Annotated in this window: 22 protein-coding genes and 5 pseudogenes; 13 read left to right on the forward strand and 14 right to left on the reverse strand. The window is 52.3% G+C overall.

From position 1 onward, the window contains the following. Positions 1–46 precede the first annotated feature (46 nt). A complete protein-coding gene (locus tag GPJ68_RS20115) occupies positions 47–1,276 on the forward strand; it encodes an amino acid permease (protein ID WP_029139645.1) in 1,230 nt (409 codons plus the stop codon). A gap of 53 nt (positions 1,277–1,329) precedes the next feature. On the opposite strand, the gene rcnR is transcribed toward GPJ68_RS20115, so the two are convergent. Then, positions 1,330–1,602 (reverse strand): Ni(II)/Co(II)-binding transcriptional repressor RcnR, encoded by a 273-nt coding sequence (rcnR, locus tag GPJ68_RS20120; RefSeq protein WP_003825567.1) that lies wholly within the window; start codon positions 1,600–1,602, stop codon positions 1,330–1,332. A 120-nt stretch (positions 1,603–1,722) separates the two neighbouring features. Here rcnR and GPJ68_RS20125 point away from each other — a divergent pair, with 120 nt between their 5' ends. After that, on the forward strand, positions 1,723–2,610 hold the full coding sequence (locus GPJ68_RS20125; protein ID WP_104651234.1) for a nickel/cobalt efflux protein RcnA: 888 nt from the start codon (positions 1,723–1,725) through the stop codon (positions 2,608–2,610). 45 nt (positions 2,611–2,655) lie between these two features. Here GPJ68_RS20125 and GPJ68_RS20130 read toward each other — a convergent pair whose 3' ends face one another. The 8 genes and pseudogenes from GPJ68_RS20130 to GPJ68_RS20165 form a co-directional block, all read right to left on the reverse strand. Further along, complete coding sequence (locus GPJ68_RS20130) at positions 2,656–4,038, reverse strand: amidohydrolase family protein (RefSeq protein ID WP_080859174.1); 1,383 nt, start codon at positions 4,036–4,038, stop codon at positions 2,656–2,658. Positions 4,039–4,050: 12 nt separating this feature from the next. Beyond that, positions 4,051–5,001, reverse strand: a complete 951-nt coding sequence (locus GPJ68_RS20135; protein WP_016154295.1) for a carbamate kinase family protein — start codon at positions 4,999–5,001, stop codon at positions 4,051–4,053. 26 nt (positions 5,002–5,027) lie between these two features. Beyond that, positions 5,028–6,578: a xanthine permease gene (locus GPJ68_RS20140; protein ID WP_104651232.1), complete on the reverse strand. Its 1,551-nt coding sequence runs from the start codon at positions 6,576–6,578 to the stop codon at positions 5,028–5,030. A gap of 117 nt (positions 6,579–6,695) precedes the next feature. Then, positions 6,696–8,114, reverse strand: coding sequence for a DUF1116 domain-containing protein (locus GPJ68_RS20145; RefSeq protein ID WP_016154297.1), 1,419 nt, complete (start codon positions 8,112–8,114; stop codon positions 6,696–6,698). After that, on the reverse strand, positions 8,114–9,661 hold the full coding sequence (gene fdrA / locus GPJ68_RS20150) for an acyl-CoA synthetase FdrA (RefSeq protein WP_016157393.1): 1,548 nt from the start codon (positions 9,659–9,661) through the stop codon (positions 8,114–8,116). The genes GPJ68_RS20145 and fdrA overlap by 1 nt, the downstream gene beginning before the upstream one ends. After that, positions 9,639–10,427: a DUF2877 domain-containing protein gene (locus GPJ68_RS20155; RefSeq protein WP_104651231.1), complete on the reverse strand. Its 789-nt coding sequence runs from the start codon at positions 10,425–10,427 to the stop codon at positions 9,639–9,641. The genes fdrA and GPJ68_RS20155 overlap by 23 nt, the downstream gene beginning before the upstream one ends. Positions 10,428–10,553: 126 nt before the next feature. Continuing rightward, a pseudogene (locus GPJ68_RS20160) lies at positions 10,554–10,781 on the reverse strand (ankyrin repeat domain-containing protein); the annotation flags it as partial. Between the two features lie 18 nt (positions 10,782–10,799). Continuing rightward, positions 10,800–12,008 carry an IS4-like element ISVsa5 family transposase gene (locus tag GPJ68_RS20165; protein ID WP_001339197.1) on the reverse strand — a complete coding sequence of 403 codons (1,209 nt, stop codon included), beginning with the start codon at positions 12,006–12,008 and terminating at the stop codon, positions 10,800–10,802. Between the two features lie 483 nt (positions 12,009–12,491). Between GPJ68_RS20165 and GPJ68_RS20170 the strand changes: the two genes are divergently transcribed. Together GPJ68_RS20170 and GPJ68_RS20175 are read left to right on the forward strand one after the other, a co-directional pair. Further along, positions 12,492–12,644, forward strand: coding sequence for a hypothetical protein (locus tag GPJ68_RS20170; protein WP_156123960.1), 153 nt, complete (start codon positions 12,492–12,494; stop codon positions 12,642–12,644). Then, positions 12,616–12,858: pseudogene (locus GPJ68_RS20175) on the forward strand (cytochrome b/b6 domain-containing protein); the annotation flags it as partial. The gene GPJ68_RS20170 and the pseudogene GPJ68_RS20175, both read left to right, overlap by 29 nt. A 232-nt stretch (positions 12,859–13,090) precedes the next feature. Here the strand turns inward: GPJ68_RS20175 and GPJ68_RS20180 are convergent. Then, positions 13,091–13,888, reverse strand: a complete 798-nt coding sequence (locus tag GPJ68_RS20180) for a hypothetical protein (protein WP_000003883.1) — start codon at positions 13,886–13,888, stop codon at positions 13,091–13,093. Positions 13,889–14,266: 378 nt separating this feature from the next. On the opposite strand from GPJ68_RS20180, the gene GPJ68_RS20185 reads away from it, so the two are divergent. The 8 genes and pseudogenes from GPJ68_RS20185 to arsA all read left to right on the forward strand — a co-directional run. After that, positions 14,267–14,848 carry an inovirus-type Gp2 protein gene (locus GPJ68_RS20185; RefSeq protein WP_000347296.1) on the forward strand — a complete coding sequence of 194 codons (582 nt, stop codon included), beginning with the start codon at positions 14,267–14,269 and terminating at the stop codon, positions 14,846–14,848. 103 nt (positions 14,849–14,951) lie between these two features. Beyond that, positions 14,952–15,158, forward strand: a complete 207-nt coding sequence (locus GPJ68_RS20190) for an AlpA family transcriptional regulator (RefSeq protein ID WP_000985661.1) — start codon at positions 14,952–14,954, stop codon at positions 15,156–15,158. A gap of 102 nt (positions 15,159–15,260) precedes the next feature. Beyond that, positions 15,261–15,836, forward strand: coding sequence for a hypothetical protein (locus GPJ68_RS20195; protein WP_000665320.1), 576 nt, complete (start codon positions 15,261–15,263; stop codon positions 15,834–15,836). Between the two features lie 185 nt (positions 15,837–16,021). Then, positions 16,022–16,345 (forward strand): helix-turn-helix transcriptional regulator, encoded by a 324-nt coding sequence (locus tag GPJ68_RS20200; RefSeq protein WP_000423544.1) that lies wholly within the window; start codon positions 16,022–16,024, stop codon positions 16,343–16,345. A 1-nt stretch (position 16,346) separates the two neighbouring features. Then, a complete protein-coding gene (gene arsH / locus GPJ68_RS20205; RefSeq protein ID WP_000145398.1) occupies positions 16,347–17,060 on the forward strand; it encodes an arsenical resistance protein ArsH in 714 nt (237 codons plus the stop codon). Positions 17,061–17,068: 8 nt separating this feature from the next. Further along, positions 17,069–17,614 carry a sigma-70 family RNA polymerase sigma factor gene (locus GPJ68_RS20210; protein ID WP_001286343.1) on the forward strand — a complete coding sequence of 182 codons (546 nt, stop codon included), beginning with the start codon at positions 17,069–17,071 and terminating at the stop codon, positions 17,612–17,614. A 75-nt stretch (positions 17,615–17,689) separates the two neighbouring features. After that, complete coding sequence (locus tag GPJ68_RS20215) at positions 17,690–18,052, forward strand: arsenic metallochaperone ArsD family protein (protein WP_000034287.1); 363 nt, start codon at positions 17,690–17,692, stop codon at positions 18,050–18,052. A 20-nt stretch (positions 18,053–18,072) separates the two neighbouring features. Continuing rightward, a pseudogene (arsA, locus tag GPJ68_RS20220) lies at positions 18,073–19,413 on the forward strand (arsenical pump-driving ATPase); the annotation flags it as partial. Between the two features lie 36 nt (positions 19,414–19,449). Here the strand turns inward: arsA and GPJ68_RS20225 are convergent. From GPJ68_RS20225 to GPJ68_RS20235, 3 genes and pseudogenes are all read right to left on the reverse strand, one after another. Continuing rightward, positions 19,450–20,987, reverse strand: a pseudogene (locus tag GPJ68_RS20225) (IS66-like element ISKpn24 family transposase). Between the two features lie 48 nt (positions 20,988–21,035). Continuing rightward, positions 21,036–21,383, reverse strand: coding sequence for an IS66 family insertion sequence element accessory protein TnpB (gene tnpB, locus GPJ68_RS20230; protein ID WP_021563201.1), 348 nt, complete (start codon positions 21,381–21,383; stop codon positions 21,036–21,038). Beyond that, complete coding sequence (locus tag GPJ68_RS20235) at positions 21,380–21,784, reverse strand: transposase (RefSeq protein WP_003031976.1); 405 nt, start codon at positions 21,782–21,784, stop codon at positions 21,380–21,382. Before GPJ68_RS20235 ends, tnpB begins: the two co-directional genes overlap by 4 nt. A gap of 69 nt (positions 21,785–21,853) precedes the next feature. Between GPJ68_RS20235 and GPJ68_RS20240 the strand changes: the two are divergent. Beyond that, positions 21,854–22,291 (forward strand): annotated as a pseudogene (locus tag GPJ68_RS20240) (ArsA-related P-loop ATPase); the annotation flags it as partial. A gap of 30 nt (positions 22,292–22,321) precedes the next feature. Here the strand turns inward: GPJ68_RS20240 and arsC are convergent. Next, positions 22,322–22,747: a glutaredoxin-dependent arsenate reductase gene (arsC, locus tag GPJ68_RS20245; RefSeq protein ID WP_000065761.1), complete on the reverse strand. Its 426-nt coding sequence runs from the start codon at positions 22,745–22,747 to the stop codon at positions 22,322–22,324. Position 22,748: the final 1 nt, after the last annotated feature.

The raw sequence follows: 22,748 nt of genomic DNA on the forward strand, positions 1-22,748 counted from the left end.
AAATTGCGCTTCTTTTTGTTTATTTTATAGTTGATACGTTCAAATAATGTCGAAATTTTGGTCAAAAGAAGAGACTCTCTGGAGCTTCGCACTATATGGGACTGCCGTCGGCGCAGGAACCCTCTTCCTCCCCATACAGCTGGGTTCTGCAGGCGCGGTGGTACTGTTTATCACCGCACTCGTCGCCTGGCCTTTAACCTACTGGCCGCACAAGGCGCTGTGCCAGTTTATCCTGTCCTCAAAAACCTCGGCAGGTGAAGGGATCACTGGTGCAGTTACGCACTACTACGGCAAAAAGATAGGCAGCCTGATCACGACCCTCTATTTTATTGCCTTCTTTGTGGTAGTGCTGATCTACGCCGTGGCGATAACCAATTCACTCACTGAACAACTGGCAAAACATATCGCCATCGATCTGCGTGTTCGTATGCTGGTCAGTCTTGGCGTGGTGCTGGTGCTGAACCTGATTTTTCTGATGGGCCGACAAGCAACCATTCGGGTAATGGGCTTTCTGGTGTTCCCGCTCATCGCGTACTTTTTGTTCCTTTCGCTCTACCTGACCGGAAGCTGGCAGCCAACGCTACTCACCGGCCAGATGTCTTTCGATCAGCACACGCTTCATCAGGTTTGGATATCTATTCCCGTGATGGTTTTCGCTTTTAGCCATACGCCAATTATCTCGACGTTCGCCATCGACCGACGTGAGAAATACGGCGAGCAGGCCATGGGTAAATGCAAAAAAATCATGAAGGTAGCCTACGTCATCATCTGCCTGAGCGTGCTGTTTTTCGTCTTCAGCTGTTTGCTTTCGATTCCGACAAACTATATCGAGGACGCGAAAAATGAAGGGGTGACCATTCTGTCAGCGCTATCGATGATGCCAAACGCACCAGCATGGCTGTCGATTTCTGGGATCATTGTCGCCGTCGTGGCGATGTCAAAATCGTTCCTCGGCACCTACTTTGGCGTGATTGAAGGGGCAACCGAGGTGGTAAAAACATCGTTGCATCAGGTGGGAGTGAAGAAAAGCCGGGCCTTTAACCGCGCCCTGTCCATTATGCTGGTTTCGACCATTACGTTTATCATTTGCTGCATTAACCCTAATGCAATTTCAATGATTTACGCGATTAGCGGGCCGCTGATTGCCATGATTCTGTTTATCATGCCGACATTATCTACCTATCTGATCCCGGCGCTAAAGCCGTACCGTTCAGTGGGAAATCTGATCACCCTGATTGTCGGTCTGCTGTGTGTATCTGTGATGTTTTTTGGCTAGAACGTGTTTTTAACGGCTCATTCATCAGTATGTGGATGAGCCGTTAAACTGACTTATTTGATGTACGAATCGAGTACTTTCAAAACCACATCCAAATCTTCTTCGCGCTTAATTTCATCGCCCTGATGCACAATGTGCTCGGTCAGATGACCTTTAATCACCTCGCGCATTAACCCGTTTACCGCACCGCGGATCGCCGCTATTTGCTGCAATACCGCCGCGCATTCATGCGGTTCATCCAACATGGTTTTCAACGCCGCTACCTGCCCCTGAATCTTACTGGTTCGGGCTTTCAGCTTTTGTTTGTCGCGGATCGTGTGTGACATAGCAATACCTTTTCAACGTCTGGCTGTAGCGACAATACCATCGTCATTCTACTGGGGGGTAGTATTTAATACTGGGGGGGAGTAGAATCTGGCAAAATTAAACAACTAAGAATCATTCTCATGGGTGAGTTTTCTACGCTTCTTCAGCAAGGCAACGCCTGGTTTTTCATTCCCAGCGCGATTCTATTAGGAGTGTTACACGGTCTGGAACCAGGGCATTCCAAGACGATGATGGCGGCCTTTATTATTGCCATTAAGGGAACCATCAAACAGGCGGTGATGCTGGGGCTGGCGGCAACGCTGTCGCATACCGCAGTGGTATGGCTGATTGCGCTCGGCGGGATGTATATCAGCAAAGCGTTTACTGCCCAGGCCGTTGAGCCCTGGCTGCAGTTTGTCTCGGCGATTATTATTCTCGGGACCGCATTCTGGATGTTCTGGCGAACCTGGCAGGGAGAACAGAACTGGCTGACCCAGACACATCATGGCCACGATCATGAGCATCACCATGATCATGATGACCATCACCACCATCATAACCACGGTGAAGCTCACCATCATCATCACGAACATGACCACGATCATAACCATGCTGCGTTAGCAGGGCTGAGCGAGGGTTCGAAAGCGTATCAGGACGCGCACGAGCGGGCACATGCTACCGATATTCAGCGCCGCTTTGCAGGCAAAGAGGTCACCAACGGCCAAATATTATTGTTTGGTCTGACCGGCGGGTTGATCCCCTGCCCTGCCGCCATTACGGTACTGCTGATTTGCATCCAGCTCAAAGCCTTCACGCTGGGTGCCACTATGGTGCTGTGCTTCAGCCTCGGGCTGGCGCTAACGCTGGTAACGGTGGGCGTGGGAGCGGCAATCAGCGTGCAGCAGGCGGCCAAACGCTGGAGCGGATTTAACACACTGGCACGCAAAGCGCCCTATTTTTCCAGCGCGCTTATCGCGATGGTCGGCTTATATATGGGGATTCACGGCTATATGGGGATCGTCGGTTAACGAGCAGAGAGCGCAGCAGCGATTGCCGCTGCGCTTAAAACCAAGCTAGCTTGCGACGTTCCCCCACACCAGTTGGCCTTTATGGAAGGTCGCGGTGCGTGGGGAGATTCGCGCGACCGCTTCCGCTGAGCAGGAGGCATCCACCAGTACAAAGCTGGCTTCATCCTGCGCCTTCGGCCAGACGCGCTCACCTTTATCGTTAAGCGGCAGCACATCGCCGGTGGCGAGGAACAGCGCTCGCGACAGGTTGAGTTCATTGGGACGAATATACAGCTGCGCGTACAGATTCGCCTTCTCCAGCATGTCTCCAAGCCCGTACGGCGACCAGTGGTCAATCACACTGTCGGTCCCGGTAATCACTTCCACGCCTTTGTCACGCAGCTGCTTGAGCGGCATATGCAAGGTTCCGATCGGCACCGTCGAGGCAATGGTAATCTGCTGCGCCGCCATGCGGCTCGCCAGCGCATCCACCTGCTGTTCGTTCAGCGTCGCCAGCGCAAATGCGTGGCTGATGGTCAGTTTGCCCTTCAACTGCGGCGTTTTCTCCACCGTTTCCACCATGTAATTCACCGCCGCAACGCCCGCCGGGCTGGTTTCATGCAGATGGATATCCACGCCTTTATCGTAATCCAGCGCAATCTGGAACATGGTGTCGAGGGATTTTTCCATCGCCCCATCCACGCTGGTTGGGTCCAGACCGCCGACGTAATGCGCCCCCGCCTGCATTGCTTCACGCATCAACGGTTCAGACTTCGATAACAGCAGGCCATGCTGCGGAAACGCCACGATTTCACAGGCAAAACCCGGCTGGCGACGCGCCAGCACCGCCTGCAGATTTTCCAGGTTTTTCAGCCCGGAAACCGGTTCGATATTGCAGTGGCTGCGGGCGATCGAGGTGCCTTTTGATTGCAGCAGATCGATGAGCTTTTCCGCGCGCTCCTGCGTGTAAGGCTGGAGTTCAGGCAGCAGCTTTTGCTCAAGGCGGATCATATCCTGAATGGTGGTGCCAGCCGGGCGATTCAGCGAACGCCAGGGACCGCCGTAAAAGGTTTTATCCAGATGGATGTGCATGTCGCGCATGGCGGGCAGCATCAGCTTTCCACCCGCATCGTAGTGCGGCAGCGTCGCATCCGGATGCTGCTTATTCTCACGCAGTGCAACAATTTTCCCGTCCTGAATTTCAACGGTTTGCAGCGCGGTATGGGTATGCACCACCACCGAGTTTTCGTAATCAAACCCCGCTTCCAGCAGGACGTTATCCAGGTAATAGTGCTTATCGTTAATCGTCATTGTGCTCTTCGCCCCGCAGGTGTTCCCGACAGGATTAGCAGCATACGCGACCGGAGCCACTGCGCCAAACAGCGCGGCAGCGGTCACCATTTTTCCGCTCTGACTTAAAAATTCACGGCGGCTGTTACTTTCCTTCATTCACATTTCCTCTCAGGAATGGACAATATGGGTGCCCGTTTCGCCGCGCAGTGCGGCCGGCAGGCATTCCGGCGTGGTGATGATCACTCGCTTACCGCCACGCGCCAGGAACGCCAGACTGGCAACGATTTTGGGTAACATGCTCCCCGGCGGGAAATGTCCCTCCTGCATGTAACGGGTCATCGTTGCGACATCCACCTTATCCAGCGCCTGCTGGTTGGGTTTGCCAAAATGAATACAGACCTGTTCGACGCCGGTGGTGATCACCAGAATGTCAGCGCGGATCTCCTGCGCCAGCAGAGCCGTGGAGAGATCTTTATCAATCACCGCATCCACGCTCTGATAATCCCCCTGATCGCTACGCACCACCGGGATCCCACCGCCACCCGCGCCAATCACCACAAAGCCTTGCTGGGTCAGCGTTTTGATCGCCTCCGCCTCGACAATACGCTTCGGTTCCGGAGAGGCGACGACCCGGCGGTAGCCGCGTCCCGAATCTTCAACAAAGCGCCAGCCCGGATTGACCCGCTGCAGTTCATCGCGCTGCGCTTCGCTAAAGAACGCGCCGATAGGCTTGGTCGGGTTAGCGAAGCCCGGATCGTTTTTGTCGACCTCCACCTGCGTGACCACCGTAACCGCCTTCTGCTCACCACGCCGCGCCAGGCGGTTGTTCAGCGCCTGTTGGATCAGATAGCCGATCCCGCCCTGCGTATCGGCGACGCAGTTTGCCAGCGGGGTGAGCGGCAACCCTTCACGCTCATGCGCGATTTCCGCACGCCGTAGATCCAGCCCCACCTGCGGCCCGTTTCCGTGCGTCAGCACAATGTTGTAGTCCGATGCCAACATCTCCAGTACCGTGTCCGCCACCGCTTTCACCGCTTCAGCCTGGTGCTCAATCGACTGGCTGGCGTTATCTTTGATAATGCTGTTGCCGCCAATGGCAACGACCACAAGTTCTTTCATAGTGTTATCTTCCGCTTACAGGCGATTCAGGTCGTTTTCGTCGGTTCCTGCTCAGGCGCAGTCACCGCTTCACGGCTATCAAGAACATGCTTGAGGACAAACATGCCGCTCATCATCAGGTAGGCCACAACAAACATCATCGAACTGCCTTCTGCAAAGCCAACCGTCGGAGAGTGGATCACACCAAACAGCGATAACAGCGCGCCAAAAGCTGCGGCAATCGCCCCACGCAGCGGCTTATTCATAATGGCGAAGATAGCGACGCAGCCCCACAGCATACTGGCCAGCGGCGCGCCGCTTCCCAGATGCACCAGCCCATCGTAATAGACACCTTTGCTGTGCAGCAGGTCGCTGCCCAGTTTCCCCGCGGATGTTCCGGCGGCGCCCATCACGCTGTTGACGATGGTCAACGCCCAGTTAGCGATCCACGGGAACAAGCAGATAAAGATAACGGGAACCTCAACTTTGGGCGTCTCTCGCACCACCTGGTTGGCGGTCACCACGCCGATAAACACCAGAATCGGCACTATCGCAGTCATCGGAATAATCGCGAGCATAAACGCCCCCAGTCCAAACAGCGGTACCAGGAACATAGTGATGCCTGAAGCGAGGGTATAACCGATGCTGGCCCCCATCGCTTTCCAGCCCGCATGCCCAACATATACGGTCACCGGGAATGGGTTGCCCAGCATGCAGCCGAGCATGGAGGCAAAACCGTTCGCCATCATGACTTTACGGGTGTTGTACTCATCACCCGCCGCATGCGCACTTTCAATGTTCTCAAGGTCAAAAATGTAGTTCGCCAGACCCAGAGGAACCGCAGAAGCCAGGTACGGCAGCGCGTGCGGCAAACCCTGCAGGAAGCTGTCGACATGGATTTCCGGCGGGTTGAAGCCAAAGGAAGACATAGAAGATTTTATGGCTTCCGGGCTTTGCAAACCGGAGATCCACGCCAACGCTGTACCGGCAATCAGCAGCAGCAAACCGGTGGGGATGCGGACAAAAATCGGCTTCTTACCGAACCAGTTAATGAAGATCAACAACAAGACGATGAAAGAGACGGTCGGCGCTTCAAATGCCTGCAGCATCGGGTTCATCGCCAGCAGCAACAGTCCCAGACCGGACAGACAAGAAAGTAATACCGTACGCGGGATCATCTTGCGGATGGTCTCGCCCAGGAAGGAGCCGCCGACCAGGATCAACGCTTCCACAAAGCACCACACCAGGGCTATCTGGATAGCAAAGTTGGCATCTTTGGTTTGCTGATATACCGGCATTAGCACCAGGAAGGTCACGGTAAAAATTGACGGTGCGCTCGGCCCGGACGGCAGCGCCGTCACGTCTTTACGCCCGGTGTGCTTTGCCATCTGCAGGCCAAACCAGGCGTAGCAGACGCTGGCCACCAGCACCGCCAGACCAAAGGCAGGCGCAATGCGACCATAGACAATTTCGGTAGGGATCCCGACGACAAAAATGAGCAGCCCCATCATTGTCAGCAGGTTAGTCAGGTTGTTGGTCATCAGCCCAAAGTAAGCAGCCCAGTCACCACGTTTCCATTCTAGTTTTATGCTGTTCATGGAATATCCTTAACAGGTTAAGCATCGTTTGCGATCCCGGGGATCGCCCAGCCCTGCAGGTAAGCAACGTTTTTTGCTTCGCTACTGTGGGGCTAACACCGTTAGCCCCGATTGTTGTTATTGGCAGTAGCGGTCGCGCCAGTTGAGGATCGCCTTTTCAAAACAGGCGAACGGCGGATGGACTATTCCGGCGCCGATCATGCCGATCCCCGCATCTTTGTGCGCAATTGCGGTGTTAATCACCGGCAGAATGCCGGTGCTACCCACGCGCGTAATGTCGATAGCGGTCGGTACGCCCATAAAACCAAGTAACGGAATAGTAACGTTGGGATTTTCGCCGAGAGTGATTTCACGCATCTGGCGAGAGAAATCGACCGCCTCTTCAACCGTACCGCCCACCAGCGCCACGATGGCCGGTGCCGTGGCCATGGCAAAACCGCCGATGCCGTAGGTTTCGGTAATTGCGCTATCACCGATATCACGTCCGGAATCTTCGGGCTTATAGCCCGCAAACATTGGGCCAATCACCTGCTGCGCCGGACCGGTAAACCACTGACCCGGTAAGCCGCTGATGCGCAGACCGAATTCAACGCCGTTACGCGCCATCGTCGTAACTACGGTGCTGTATTCGATCCCGTGTGCGGCGTCCATTGCGGCTTTACACATCGCCATCCAGGTCGGTCCGGAGAAGTAATCGCTGCTGAGGACGAACTCGAATACCTCACGCTGCTGCTCAACCGGATAGCCGGTCTGAATAATCCACGGCGTCAGTGCCTGTATCAGTAGCGCCGTCCCGGCGTTGTTGCGGTTATGGCACTCATCGCCCATGTGCAGCGCCTGCGCCAGCATCAGGCGCAGATCGATTTCGCCCGCCAGCTTCATGGCGTCGCGCAGCATCGGTCCCATCACATCGCGCATCCAGTTCAGGCGATCGATAACGCTCTGATCGTTCGCGCCCATGCGCAGGATCTTCGCCATCTGCTCGCTCATATTGGTATATGCGCGGTTGCCGTAGGTTTTGTTCTCGACGATGTGCATAAACATCGACGCCGACGTCACACCCGCCATCGAACCGACACAGTCATGCTCGTGGCACGGTGAGAAAATGATTTCACCCGAGGCGGCCAGGTCGGCGGCTTCATCCAGATCTTTCGCCAGCCCTTCAAACACCAAAGCCCCGGTGACCGCGCCCTTCATTGCGCCGCACATTTTTTCCCAGCAGATGGGCGGTCCGGCGTGCAGGATGGTGTTGCGGGTCATGCCCGGCACGACGTTGATCGCCTGGTCATAGCCAATCAGCACCGGATGCGACTGGATAATGCGTTCCAGCGCCTGCTGGTTAGCGGCAGCGATTTTGTCAGCCAGCGGCGAATCGGCAATTTCGTCCAGTGCGGCCACGACCTGCATGTTGCCCTGGCCCGGCGGCGTCCAGTCGAGCTGGGTCACGGGAACATTCTGCTTTTTCAGGTCATCGCTGAACATCGCGATGCCGACGTTAATCACGTTCAGCGGCTGGTTAAACAGTGTCTGGCTCATCAGGCTTCCTCCCCTTTACAGATAAATTCACGCGCCAGCAATCCGGTATTGGTGCTACTGCTCGCCCAGATCACGCCTGCATCGGTCAGCATCTGGCACTGTTTTTCCAGCGACGGCGTATCGAGATCGGTTCCCAGCACGTAGCCGAGGATCTCAAGCGGACGCCCCTCTGCGGCGGCGATCGCTTTGGCTTCGACGATCGCCTCGATCATCACGCCAACCGGATCTTCATGTGATCCATATCCAAGAACGAAGTCCATAACAATCACGCCGACTTCAGGATCGCGTGCTTCCTGCAACAGACGACTAATGCGGTTGGTTGGATCGATCATCGGGTGCGGTTTACCGTTGGTAAAATCGTCATCTCCGAAATCAAGGAAGGTATGTCCCACGCTGCGGTTGAGATCTGTCAGGCGAAAAGCCGGATCCGGATGAATGTTGCTGTAAACCTCCGCATGTTTTTCCATGGCAGCAAACATCGCCTCATCGCACAGCGTGCCGCCACAGAACAAGCCGCGAATGTACTTTTGCTGCGGGGTCAGGCGGGCGCGGACCTCTTCAATCAGCGGCCAGTTGAGCGGATGCAGATCCAGACTCTCTTTTTTCACGCCAGTCAGCAGTACCGCTTTCAGCGCCGCCTCTTTAGTGCCGCGTGCAAACAGCAGACCGTTTTCATCCGCAGGCGCGGCTTCACGTCCGAGGAAACACACCACGACGGGCTTATGGCAGGCGCGCGCACGTTCCAGCACTTTGCGCGCCACTGTTGGCGCAGGAGGTTTGGAGATAAGCGCGATGATCTCGGTTTGCGGATCGGCCTCCAGCATACCAATCGCGTCAAGCATCATCAGGCCGCCAATCTTTTCGCTCAGATCGCGTCCACCGGTGCCAATCAGTTGGGAAATCCCGCCGCCAAACTCGTGAATGCGTACGCTCAGCTCCTGGCTACCGGTACCGGAGGCGCCAACAATTCCGATGTTGCCGCGACGCACCGCATTGCCAAAACACAGCGCCGCGCCGTTAATAATGGCGGTTCCGCAATCGGGCCCCATCATCAGCAGCCCTTTTTCATGCGCCAGCTGCTTGAGCGCCAGTTCGTCTTCAAGAGAGACGTTGTCAGAGAACAGCATCACGTTGAGGTTATTTTGCAGCGCCTGACGCGCTTCACGCGCGGCAAACAGACCATTGACCGAGATCACCGCCAGGTTGCTGTCAGGAACATGCTTCTTCGCACTGGCAAGCGTGGCATAGCGCGCTTCATGCTGCCCCCCTTGCTCTTTATGCGTAAACAAGTCTTCAATCGCCACCAGCGTCTGATCGTTCGCCGCCTCGCTGGCACCTTTAATGACAATCATCAGGTCGCCACTTTTCGCCTCTTCAAGTTCAGGCGTGAGCAGACCGAGATTCTTCAGTACGCCCTTATTCATTTCTGTCGCCATAGCCACGAACGCCTGCTCAACGCCATCGAGCTTATTTGCGCGTGTAGAGATAGACATCAGTGAGACAGAATCAAAATACGTGTTCTTTTTAACAACTATCCTGATCGACATAATTCCCTCCGGACCTGTGGCTCAGGGCGCAGGCATCCGCCATGCCATACAGCATGTCGCAGCCAGAACTTGAGCCGATATTTTTAATGTCAGTAATATATTGCGTAGAAACGGGTTGTTGCTCAGTAATAATATGGTTCAGCAGCCGTCCGACGCTTTCCCGATAACGTTGATGAAAGGCTTCCTCTAGCGTTATTTTGCTGAGTAGCGTGGTATTATTTCCGGCACGTTGTAAGGCTGCTAAAAAATCATCACGATATTTCCCCAGCGGATGTCCAGGAATAAATAAAATAGTGCTTAAACCCACTAAATAATCATCAGATGAAGGCGTCAAACCAATCCCCAGACCAATTAAATGGCTGACCGCTGTAGAGATATTTTCTCCTGTCTGCAACGCCGCCAGTAATGTTTGCCGGCGACTCAGTAATTGGCGGGTGATTTCCAGATAAAACGGGTTATCACCCTGGTACAGAAATAATGTGTCAGCGCTTCTTAGCTGTTGGCGGATAACCTCTTCCCAGCGCAGCCAGCGGATTGCAGCAAAGCTTATTGCATCAGGCCTCCACTGTGGTATGCGCCACGGCAGACAACCGGAAGTTTCTATCCATTTATCGTTGCCAACGGCTATCCCCGATTCGGTAAAACTGACTCTCTCACCGGGGTGAAACAGCTCTTCACAATGCGTCAGCGCCAGCCGACAGCTGTTAGGCGCGTTATCACAACCTTCACTCAGTAACGTCAGCAACCGCTGCTGTTCAGGTATCAACAGGTTTACCGCGCGGGAAAAAACCTGTTCAACCCGTCCCGTTCCCCGGAAAGCGAGAAACGCGCCGTCTGCGGTTAGCGCCCGTACGCATCGCCGTGATGGCGTAACGATAGTAGCGCTCCTCTGTCAGGCTCCGGCCGCAATCAGCAGCTCGGCAATTTCGTGGTATCCTTTCTCCCGCGCCAGCTCCAGCGGGGTTTTACCGTATTTATCCGTCATGTGCGGGTTTGCGCCATGGTCGAGCAGCAGCTTGACGATTTCCTGCTGTTTCGCGCCGCCGTCATTAAGCACGATGGCTTCCAGTAACGGCGTCCAGCCGACAAAGTTGGTATGATTAACATTGATATCGGTACGCAGCACTGAGAGATCCCCTCATAATTTCCCCAAAGCGTAACCATGTGTGAATAAATTTTGAGCTAGTAGGGTTGCAGCCACGAGTAAGTCTTCCCTTGTTATTGTGTAGCCAGAATGCCGCAAAACTTCCATGCCTAAGCGAACTGTTGAGAGTACGTTTCGATTTCTGACTGTGTTAGCCTGGAAGTGCTTGTCCCAACCTTGTTTCTGAGCATGAACGCCCGCAAGCCAACATGTTAGTTGAAGCATCAGGGCGATTAGCAGCATGATATCAAAACGCTCTGAGCTGCTCGTTCGGCTATGGCGTAGGCCTAGTCCGTAGGCAGGACTTTTCAAGTCTCGGAAGGTTTCTTCAATCTGCATTCGCTTCGAATAGATATTAACAAGTTGTTTGGGTGTTCGAATTTCAACAGGTAAGTTAGTTGCTAGAACCCATGGCTCCTTTGCCGACGCTGAGTAGATTTTAGGTGACGGGTGGTGACAATGAGTCCGTGTCGAGCGCTGATTTTTTCGGCCTTTAGAGCGAGATTTATACAATAGAATTTGGCATGAGATTGGATTGCTTTTAGTCAGCCTCTTATAGCCTAAAGTCTTTGAGTGACTAGATGACATATCATGTAAGTTGCTGATAGGTTTCCAGTTTTCCGCTCCTAGGTCTGCATATTGTACTTTTCCTCTTACTCGACTTAACCAGTACCAACCCAGCTTCTCAACGGATTTATACCATGGCACTTTAAAGCCAGCATCACTGACAATGAGCGGTGTGGTGTTACTCGGTAGAATGCTCGCAAGGTCGGCTAGAAATTGGTCATGAGCTTTCTTTGAACATTGCTCTGAAAGCGGGAACGCTTTCTCATAAAGAGTAACAGAACGACCGTGTAGTGCGACTGAAGCTCGCAATACCATAAGTCGTTTTTGCTCACGAATATCAGACCAGTCAACAAGTACAATGGGCATCGTATTGCCCGAACAGATAAAGCTAGCATGCCAACGGTATACAGCGAGTCGCTCTTTGTGGAGGTGACGATTACCTAACAATCGGTCGATTCGTTTGATGTTATGTTTTGTTCTCGCTTTGGTTGGCAGGTTACGGCCAAGTTCGGTAAGAGTGAGAGTTTTACAGTCAAGTAATGCGTGGCAAGCCAACGTTAAGCTGTTGAGTCGTTTTAAGTGTAATTCGGGGCAGAATTGGTAAAGAGAGTCGTGTAAAATATCGAGTTCGCACATCTTGTTGTCTGATTATTGATTTTTCGCGAAACCATTTGATCATATGACAAGATGTGTATCCACCTTAACTTAATGATTTTTACCAAAATCATTAGGGGATTCATCAGTACTATGTGTTTACTTGCTGTTCTTGTTACGCAGCCCCTTAAACACATTACTTTCAAATATGATTTCCTGCTGGGTTTAAATATGTGTCTTTCTATAGTGCGGCAACCTATTTTTACACCAACTCATGAATTAAATAAGAATCATAAATTAAATGAGAGGTTTAATTCTCTTGCTTAACGCGATGATATTAAATGGAAATTTTAATTTTTGTAATTTATTAAACAGTTAGAATGAGACATGGTAAATACGATCTTCCTTTAGATAATTCTGATAGCACTTTTTCTACTGGGCAGTCTGCAATGTCCGCTTCTCGCTCACAACGGACCTTCAGCTCAGTTAGTTCTAACCGCTTCGTGCTGTGAGTTCAACGGGTCTATGCAACCTGAATACGGGGCACTTGATGGTTATATCGCCCGGCAGGATGACGATATCGACTGGCCGCTGAAGCGCGATAATCCGACAGAAGATCATGGCTATGCAGCATTCATTTCGGAGAAAATTACTGGAGGTCGCTCTGATGGCTATTAACGGTAAGAGCTGGATTTTTCTGGGGCTCACTATTTCTCCTTTTGCTACGCCCGACCCTTTGGTGAAGTCAGTACTGAAAAATATTCACGAAACACTGGGTAATGCCGGATATTTCTTCATTGCTTTCCATGCGGCAGCGGCGTTGCTTCATCACTATGTCCAGAAGGACAACACACTATGTAGAATGCTTCCTGATCACAACAAGCCGATTTAATTTGTGTTTCTGCCGGGGGAGCGTCTTCCCGGCAGCAATATTGCTGCCCTCAACGCTTCGTTATATCCCCTGTAGCCCTGGTTCATGTCAGACAGAATGCCTGCAGCTCAGTACTGTATATTCTTTATCACATTGCTGACTTTCACCTGCACAAGGTAATTCAACCTAGATGAGTCTGAGGTTGCCACGGGATAGATGAAAACGCATGGCATGGCAGGAACAAGAATCAACGTTACTTTTTGTCCTGGTAAACCACTGTGATGTTGTCTGGTTTTCTTAACGTCGGGGCCGTAGCAGGGTCAATCAGGTACACAGGTACTATCACGGCATTTTTCCCACTAAACAGAATTGGCACCCAGCAATGAACACGTGGGTCTCCTGTCGTCTCCGGGATACCACTTGTACCGTATGACATAAGATCAACCACATTAATAAAAAGCGCCTTACCTATATCAAAGAAAAACTCGTTAAAAACCACATCTTTTGCCAGCAAAATTACAGCATCACCTGCTGCCAGTTTTATTGGGGATGAAGAGTGTCCAGAGGTTTCAACATCAGCAAAAATAATCCTTTCGGTATAGATAAAACAGGCATAGCGGGCATCCTGTTCTGATCTTTCCAGGAGCGACTGACAGAACTCTTTGATATGTCGATTTTCGACCCTGCCAACTGCATTATCCCGACGGAGGTGTCGCTTATGTTCGCGAACATGCACCTTGCCATTGACGCTGTCAAAGTCGTACCCTTTTCCAACCTGAAGCTTACTCTCCCAGATCTCCATACAATACTTTTCAGCAGCTACAACATTTCTTCGGCGAGGCAAATCCTGCTGGTAGACACCAGACAGTAGCCGGGCCTTAAGTTCGTCCGCAAGCTGATAATAGCGATTAATATCTTTCAGTACCGGAACGGTGGCATCCAGCAATGTGGAAATAACCTGCGATCGTGAGATCTTCTGTTTTTTGCTGTATTCATCCACAACACGCAGAGTCTCAGAATTGGTTACATTGAAAGTGATTCGTTCTGACATGCCAATCACCTATTAAGCATTTTAGAAAAAGTGCATAACAATTAACCTTAAACACCTTTATTATCAACAAGTTTATTCTATTGCTCTTTCTCTTTAGTTATCAATTCATAGTAACATGCTCTCACGTAAAAATACTGAATATGATGCTGTCAGGACAGCCTGGATACCAGGAGCGAACATTTGGGTTTTTAGTATAATTAAGGTCTTCATGTTTTAAGAACTTCCTCTTCATATCCCCTTCCCCAGTGATCCGCTTACCCCGTCTGTATATCTTCTGTCCCCACAGTACTGCTCAGTAAACAGAAATACTGTGACTTTCCTGCATAAAAATTACATATCACCACCTTCCTTTGTACACACACTACAGAGGATTAAATCATGGACTTTCCCTGGCCCTGGAATCGCAAATACACAATGAACTGGTTCCTGTTGTCGTTACTGAACCACCATCTTGATCAGCTACTGGAACGTTACTCCCGCCTTCAGCCCCTCAGACTCGATGTGTTCTATCAGAATGACACATGGCGTTATAACCATCACGGATGGTACGAGACAGAAAGGGAGGTACGCCAGTTAACAGAACATCTGATGTTAGAGAGCAACATCGTGGGCCACTTCTGGGTACTGGAGTGTACTTCCCGACACAAATGCCATGCCCATATCGTGATGTATCTTGATGGTCACCATAACCAGGCCACCTTTCCGGTGGCTGAACAGGCGGGGGCTGCCTGGCAGAAGATTACACAGGGTGAGGGGTACCACAATCGCTGTGATCCCAAGAAGTGCTACGAAGCCGATATCACCCGCCCCGTCAATTACGATGATGCTGCAGCCATCGACAACCTGCGCTACATCATCAGCTATCTCGCCAAGGAGAAATCAAAATACGGGCAGACTTACTACGGGGCCAACGAGGTACCACCCGCGAGTGGACTGGGCAGACCGCGAGGGCTTCGATAAAACGACGCACTTTTTTACGTCAGTTCCGGTTGTTATGCCGGAGAAGGGTACAGTGATTCATCACACGACTCCGGTACTTACTTAGCTACCGGAGAATCTCACCATGGCAATTAAACCTTCCCTGCTTGAAGATCAGTTCGTTGATATGACTTTCATCACCCGCCTGCTGGGGGTCAGTGATAAGTGGATTTACCGACTCATCAAAGATGGCATATTTCCAAAACCCATCAAACTGGGGCGAAGTTCACGATGGCTACAGAGTGAAGTGGAAGCCTGGCTACAGGCGAGAATCCACGAATCACGCAGCTAAATACCTCTCCTTACATATCACTTTCCTGACAGGCAAACTCTTTATCCTCTCATAGCGGAGGTTTGCGGCTGCCTGTCATTCAGTATCCAGGGATAATCCACCATGAAAGAGACAAAGACGCGATATAACAGTTTGCTGGTCAGCTATCAACGTTGGCTAAACGGGTTCACAAAACTGGCCATCATAAATGGCATGTGTCATCCCAATATTCAGGCCAGCCACCATCTGATGGTGGGCAGTCTGTACTTTCCCGGCGCAGGGCAGATGACTGCAGTGGTACCACAGTGCCTTTACCGACTGATTTACGGAAGTCAGCATCCAGAGCCAGTGTCGGTATTGACTGATATGCAAATCAGCCTTGAGACAAGGCAAAAAACTTTACTGCACCACCCAATGTTGGAAGGGATATTACTGAGTGAATGTATCCGCCTCAAACAACGCCCACTGGCAAATAGGCTGATTAGCCTGTTACACCAATTCAGTTCACCGGAGCATCGCCACAAACTGGTCTGGCTATGTTGGTACGATTTGATGATGGGTGCGACGCTGGAAGACTGGTTGGATAACCTGAAACGTAAGGCACCTGAAGATCTAGGCTTGTGGCTGGTTGGACGGCAGGAGGAAAACATATCCCTCACGCAAATGATGGATGAATATCTGCTATTTACCGGCCACTAATATCAGTTCCGATCTGTGCCTAACCGTTTTACTCCTGGGAAAAAGAGCAGAGCTACTCCCCACTTTTTCTCAATGATGCTCCCCCTTTATCCAAAATGTTCAGGGGCAAGGCCCATTCACTATTGGTATTTATTGGAAGATACGATATTATTCTATAATTCCGGAAATATAGAAATGAGATATAAATGGAGCTTTCGAAAGCAGCAGAAACCCTGAAAGAGCTGGGTCATCCTACGCGCCTAAGCGTATACAGAGAGCTGGTTAAAGCCGGGCATGAAGGGCTACCGGTTGGCGAACTGCAGAAGCGGCTCGAAATCCCAGCGTCTACGTTGAGCCATCATCTTTCCTCGTTGATATCAGTTTCTTTGGTACGCCAGGAACGTCAGGGCAGAACGCTTTTTTGCCACGCTCGATATGAAAACCTTGAGGCTCTGATTGCCTTCCTGACAGAAGAATGCTGCTCAGGGACTAACGACTGCCTCCCCCTGCCCCAGAAGACGGAGAAGTAAAATGACAGGTGATCTTAAGAATGTTGATTCGGGTTTGTTCGACACCTCAATCACAGAGGCAAGATTCGGTGTTCCTGCCGTTCCCCATCCTCCACGTATCCTCATGTTGTACGGCTCTGTGCGCGAACGTTCCTACAGCCGACTGGCAACGGAAGAAGCGGCAAGGTTACTGACCGCCATGGGCGCAGAAGTGCGGATCTTCAATCCTTCTGGCTTGCCTCTTCCTGATGATGCGCCTGACTCGCATCCTAAAGTCATGGAACTGCGCGAGCTGGTTCGTTGGTCCGAAGGGATGGTGTGGTGTTCCCCTGAACGCCATGGTGCGATGACCGGCATCATGAAAGCCCAGATTGATTGGATACCGTTATCAGAAGGCGCTGTTCGCCCTTCGCAGGGTAAGACTCTGGCCGTTATGCAGGTCTGCGGTGGCTCTCAGTCTTTCAATGCCGTAAACCAGATGCGCATTCTTGGCCGCTGGATGCGGATGATCACCATCCCGAATCAGTCCTCTGTGGCAAAAGCCTGGCAGGAATTTGATGAAGATGGACGAATGAAACCGTCGTCTTATTACGACCGGATCGTGGATGTGATGGAAGAACTGGTGAAATTTACTCTGCTGACCCGAGGTAACTCAGCCTATCTCGTTGATCGCTACAGCGAACGAAAAGAGTCTGCAGAAGAACTTTCACGGCGGGTTAATCAGAGCAAAATTTGAGGGCTGGTATGAGTGATGTAACGGCATTCAACAACTGCATGAGCGTGTTCTGGCGGCAACATGAAGCCGAACTCTCTCGCTTTCTGACATCTAAGACAGGTGATAGCGAAAAAGCAGCAGACCTTCTGCAAGAGCTATTCCTGCGTGCCCGCGCTCATTCAGACAGTTTCTGCGAAATGGAGAATCCGCGAGCCTGGCTGTATCGGGCGGCGAGGAATCTGCTGATTGATGAGTACCGCACCACCAGGGAATTCGTTGAGCTGGAAGATGATGCCCCATTCACTGATGCATCCCCTGATGCAATCTCAACGCTGGATATTTGCCTGCCTGAAACATTGCAGGCATTACCTGAAGATGAGCGGTGGTTGATTGAAGAATCCGACCTTAACCGGCGTCCCCAGCAGTCCCTGGCCGATGAACTGGGAATCACGCTTACGGCGTTTAAATCCCGACTACTTCGGGCCAGAAAACACCTGAAAGAGACGATGACAGAACTTTGTCAGATTGAGGCGGATGACACGTCTTCCGTCTGCTGCCACAAAAAAATGAATTAATCGCGCATCTTTTCCCCACCACCTTCGTTTACCTCAGTGTAAAGCCAAATGACTAAACACTGAGGTAAACAGTCCATGTCAAAAATTGAGATCTTTGAAGCAGCAGGCTGCTGTGCAACCAGCAGCGTTGTAGTCAGTGACGAAGCCGTCAAATGGAACGCCAGCGCCGAATGGGCGAAAAAGAATGACGTTGATATACAGCGCTACAGCCTTGCGAAGAACCCGCAGCAGTTCCTGAATTCGCCGGTCATTAAAGAGTTTCTGAACACATCAGGGATGGAGTCTCTCCCTGTCACCTTGCTCGACGGCAAACTCGTGATGGCAGGCAAACTCCCGACTCGTGAAGATATCGCCCGTTGGGCAGGTATTCCGCTTAGTCAGGACTGGAGTGAAGACAGCACGCAACCACGCTGCTGCAGCATTCCACGTATGCCTTAATTCCAGAGGAGCAATCACTGATGAATATGCCATTTTTAAAAGACATTCCCCCGTTCATCTTCTTCACTGGCAAAGGTGGCGTGGGTAAAACATCCCTGGCCTGTGCTACTGCGGTATGGCTGGCCGATCAGGGTAAGAGAACGCTTCTGGTGAGTACCGATCCGGCTTCCAATGTCGGCCAAGTCTTTAGCCAGACTATCGGCCACCGAATCACAGATATCAGTACCGTAGAAAATCTTGCCGCGATGGAAGTTGATCCGATGGCTGCAGCACAGGCATATCGTGACCGAGTACTCGACCCGGTTCGCGGGCTGATGCCAGCCGATGTGGTCAGCAGCATTGAAGAACAGCTCTCCGGTTCATGCACTACGGAAATCGCGGCATTTGATGAGTTTACTGGTCTTCTTACCAACCATGAGTTGCGGGAAAAGTATGACCATATCGTATTTGATACTGCGCCAACCGGTCATACCATCCGTATGCTTGAGTTGCCGGGGGCCTGGAGCGGTTATCTCGAAGCGAACCCTGATGCCGCCGCTAACCTCGGGCCGCTGGTGGGGCTGGAGAAACAACAGCACCAGTACTCAGACGCGGTTAAGGCGCTGTCTGATGCAGCTCTCACGCGCTTGGTTCTGGTTGCCCGAGCCCAAGCTTCAACACTGAAAGAAGTCTCTCATACGCACGATGAGCTTTCTGCTATCGGTTTGCAGCATCAACACCTTGCCATTAATGGCGTGCTGCCGCCGTTTGCGGGTGAAAATGATCCACTGGCGCAAAGTATTCTGGCTCGAGAAGAAAAAGCATTACAGGCAATGCCAGAGAACCTGGCGAACCTTCCCCGCTCGCAGCTGTATCTGAAGCCATTTAATCTGGTCGGTCTGGAAGCGCTGCGTCAGTTATTTACGGAGAACAAAGCCTCGCTGCCGCTCCCTGCTACCACGCTGAATACTTTGGATTTACCGAAACTTGCCTCACTGGTAGATGAACTCAGCCTGACAGGTAAAGGTCTGGTAATGGCAATGGGTAAAGGTGGCGTGGGCAAAACGACTGTTGCAGCTTCGATCGCGGTATCGCTGGCAAAACGCGGTCATAAAGTCCATCTGACGACGTCCGATCCGGCAGCACATCTGTCTTATACGCTGGATGGCTCGCTGCCAAACCTTCAGGTCAGCCGTATCGATCCGAAGGTGGAGACAGAGCGCTATCGCCGCTTTGTGCTGGAAAATCAGGGCAAAGGATTAGACGCTGAGGGACTAGCAGTGCTGGAGGAAGATCTCCGCTCGCCATGTACTGAAGAGATCGCCGTGTTTCAGGCATTCTCGCGGATCATCAAAGAGGCAGACGATCATTTTGTTATTATGTAAGCGTGCAGCGAGAACCGTATTGACGGGGATGTGTTATTCAGTTGGCAGTGCTACGCGCCAGGGGAGTAGTTCGCTGACCCGGTTTATCGGCCAGTCAGCTATAACATCAAGCACATGGCGAAGGTAGCTTTCTGGCTCCACTCCGTTCAGTTTGCATGTCCCGATCAGGCTGTACAGCAGCGCTCCCCGCTCTCCTCCATGATCCGAACCGAAGAACAGGTAGTTTTTGCGGCCCAGGCTGACCATCCGTAGCGCATTCTCAGCTATGTTGTTATCTGCCTCGGCCCAGCCGTCGTCAGTATAGTAAGCCAGCGCCGGCCACTGGTTCAGTACGTACGTGAACGCTTTCGCCAGTTCTGAGTGTCGCGACAGCGTTTTCACCTTTTCACGCAGCCAGCTTTCCAGGGATTTCAGCCGCGGTTTAGCTTTTTGCTGACGTTCTGCAAGGCGTCGCTTCGCCGGCATCCCCCTTATTTCCGCCTCGATGGCATATAACTCACCGATCCGTTTCAGGGCTTCCTCCGTCAGCGCTGACGGGGTGCGAACGTGCACATCGTGGATCTTGCGGCGGGCATGAGCCCAGCAGGCAGCTTCCGTTATCTGTCCATTGCGGTACAGTTCGTTGAACCCGGCGTACGCATCCGCCTGCAGAACACCGCTGAAGCCAGCGAGATGGCTCTGCGGGTGGATACCTTTTCTGTCCGGGCTGTAAGCGAACCACACTGCCGGCGCCAGCTCTGACCCGGCGTTACGGTCGTCACGAACGTACGTCCACAACCGCCCGGTCTTCGTTTTCTTATTACCTGGCAACAGCACCGGGACAGGCGTGTCATCAGCATGGAGCTTACCGTCAGTCAGCACATAGTCCTGAAGCGCCCCTTCCAGCGGTGACAGTAGCCGGAACACGCATCCACCCAGCCCGACAGCAGTGAGCGGCTCAGCTCCACACCCTGGCGGCCGTATATTTCAGACTGGCGGTACAGCGGGGTGTGCTCTGCATACTTTGAACTCAGCACGCGGGCCAGCAGCCCCGGTCCTGCGATACCCCGCTCGATGGGCCGTGAAGGCGCGGGGGCCTGCACGATGGCATCGCACTGAGTACAGGCATGCTTTTCACGTACTGTCCGGATAACCCGGAAGGCGCTGCGCATCAGCTCCAGCTGTTCGGCGGCATCTTCACCCAGGTAACTCAGCGCACCACCACATTCCGGGCAGCATGACGCTGCCGGCAGCAGCCGTTTTTCGTCACGGGGAAGTGATTCAGGGAACGGTTTGCGGGTACGGGTCTGCCGCAGCGGGCGCTGCACGGCCGGGTCATCCACCCGGCCGGTAAGGGTATCGCTTTCTTTCTGCAACTGCTTAAGGTCGGCTTCCATCTTCGCGATACGGCGGGAGACTTTTTCGGAGCGGCTGCCGAAGTTCATCCGGCGCAGCTTATCCAGTTGCGCCTGCAGGTGATCTATTTCGCGTTCACGCTCGTTCAGCTTTTCCAGAAGGGCACGGTTCAGCGCCTCCTGTTCGGCAAGGAGACGTTTCAGTTCATCGATATCGTCAGGAAGTAAGCTGTTCATACCGGGTATATTACCAGGCTCATTCAGCGTCGACCAGGATAAAGAGGCCTACAACATAGTCAGTGACGTAAGCAGTCTTTTAGGCTGCCGCCAGTCGATACCTTCAAGGAGCATCGCCAGCTGTGCCGGTGTGAGGAACACTTTGCCATCCCGGGCTGACGGCCAGGCGAAGCGGCCGCGCTCCAGCCGTTTGGTCAGCAGACACAGTCCATCGCCGGTAGACCAGAGGAGCTTTACCTGACTGCCATTACGCCCACGGAAGATAAAAACGTGACCTGACATCGGATCGTCTTTCAGCATCGTCTGCACCTTTGCCGCCAGGCCGTTGAAGCCGTTTCTCATATCGGTGATGCCAGCGACCAGCCAGATCTTTGTCCCTGATGGTAATGGGATCAACGTTTGAGCTCCCGTATCAGCAGGTTCAGGATATTTTCGCTGATGGCACCATTCAGACGGAGTGATCCGTGCCGGAACGTCACTTCACAGCTGATATTGAGTGATTCAGGTGCCGCAGCAGCTACAGGTTGTGACCGGGGGGAGGTTGCAGGGACAACATCTTCGGCATCAAGTGTTATCGGGAGCAGCTCAGGCACGTTGTTTTCTGTTGTTGAAGGAGGACGTAGTTTTCCTTCGCGCCAGTACTGGCGCCACTTGAACAGCAAATTATCGTTGATCCCATGCTCACGAGCGAGTTGCGCTACGGAGATCTCTGGTCGATGCGAGAGTTCAACCATTTTGATTTTGAACTCAACGGGATAATTAGGGCTTTTTTTACGCACTGCGGTTAATGATTTCATGGATAGCGTCCACCATATTTGGTGTCCATTATCCTCTCAGGAATTTCAGGATCTGCCAGACGGTGCTGAGACGACGCTTACGTTATTATGGACACCGCGCCAACAGGTCACACACTTCTGCTACTGGATGCAACAGGAGCCTATCACCGGGAAATGGTGCGTCAGATGGGGCAAACACATGACCATGTGATGACGCCAATGATGCAATTGCAGGACCCGGAGAAGACAAAGGTTATTATCGTGACGCTTGCCGAAACGACACCGGTACTTGAAGCGGCGAACCTACAGCAGGATTTACGTCGCGCTGGCATCGAGCCATGGGCATGGGTTGTGAATAACAGCCTGGCGGCAGCTGAACCGTCTTCACCTTTCCTGAAGACCAGGGCGAACCGCGAGTTGCCTCTCATCTCTGATGTGGAAGAGCAGTATGCAAAGCGTATTGCATTAACTGCGTTACAGAGCGAAGAGCCGGTAGGTATTGACCTACTGAAAGAAATGGCTAAGTAACCATGAAGGGGGCAAATGCCCCCTTCATTTTTATTTCAGTCTTTTACCTGCATCATTAACGACTTTTTCACCATCTTCTTTGGTGAAAGCCCCTTTCTGAGATTCTGGCAGGATATCCAGAACGACTTCAGAAGGACGGCAAAGTTTAGTTCCCAGTGGCGTCACTACAATCGGACGGTTAATCAGGATCGGATGTTGCAACATAAAATCGATTAGCTGGTCGTCAGTAAATTTATCATCTGCAAGACCCAGTTCCTCATACGGTTCGACGTTCTTACGCAGCAAAGCCCGGACGGAAATGCCCATATCTGCAATGAGTTTGACCAGCTCATCGCGTGAAGGTGGGGTCTCAAGGTAAAGAATAACAGTCGGCTCATTACCGCTGTTGCGGATCATCTCCAGCGTGTTACGCGACGTGCCGCAGGCCGGGTTGTGATAAATAGTGATGTTGCTCATA

Origin of the sequence: Citrobacter sp. 172116965, assembly GCF_013458095.1 — a bacterium.
GTDB lineage: Bacteria > Pseudomonadota > Gammaproteobacteria > Enterobacterales > Enterobacteriaceae > Citrobacter > Citrobacter braakii.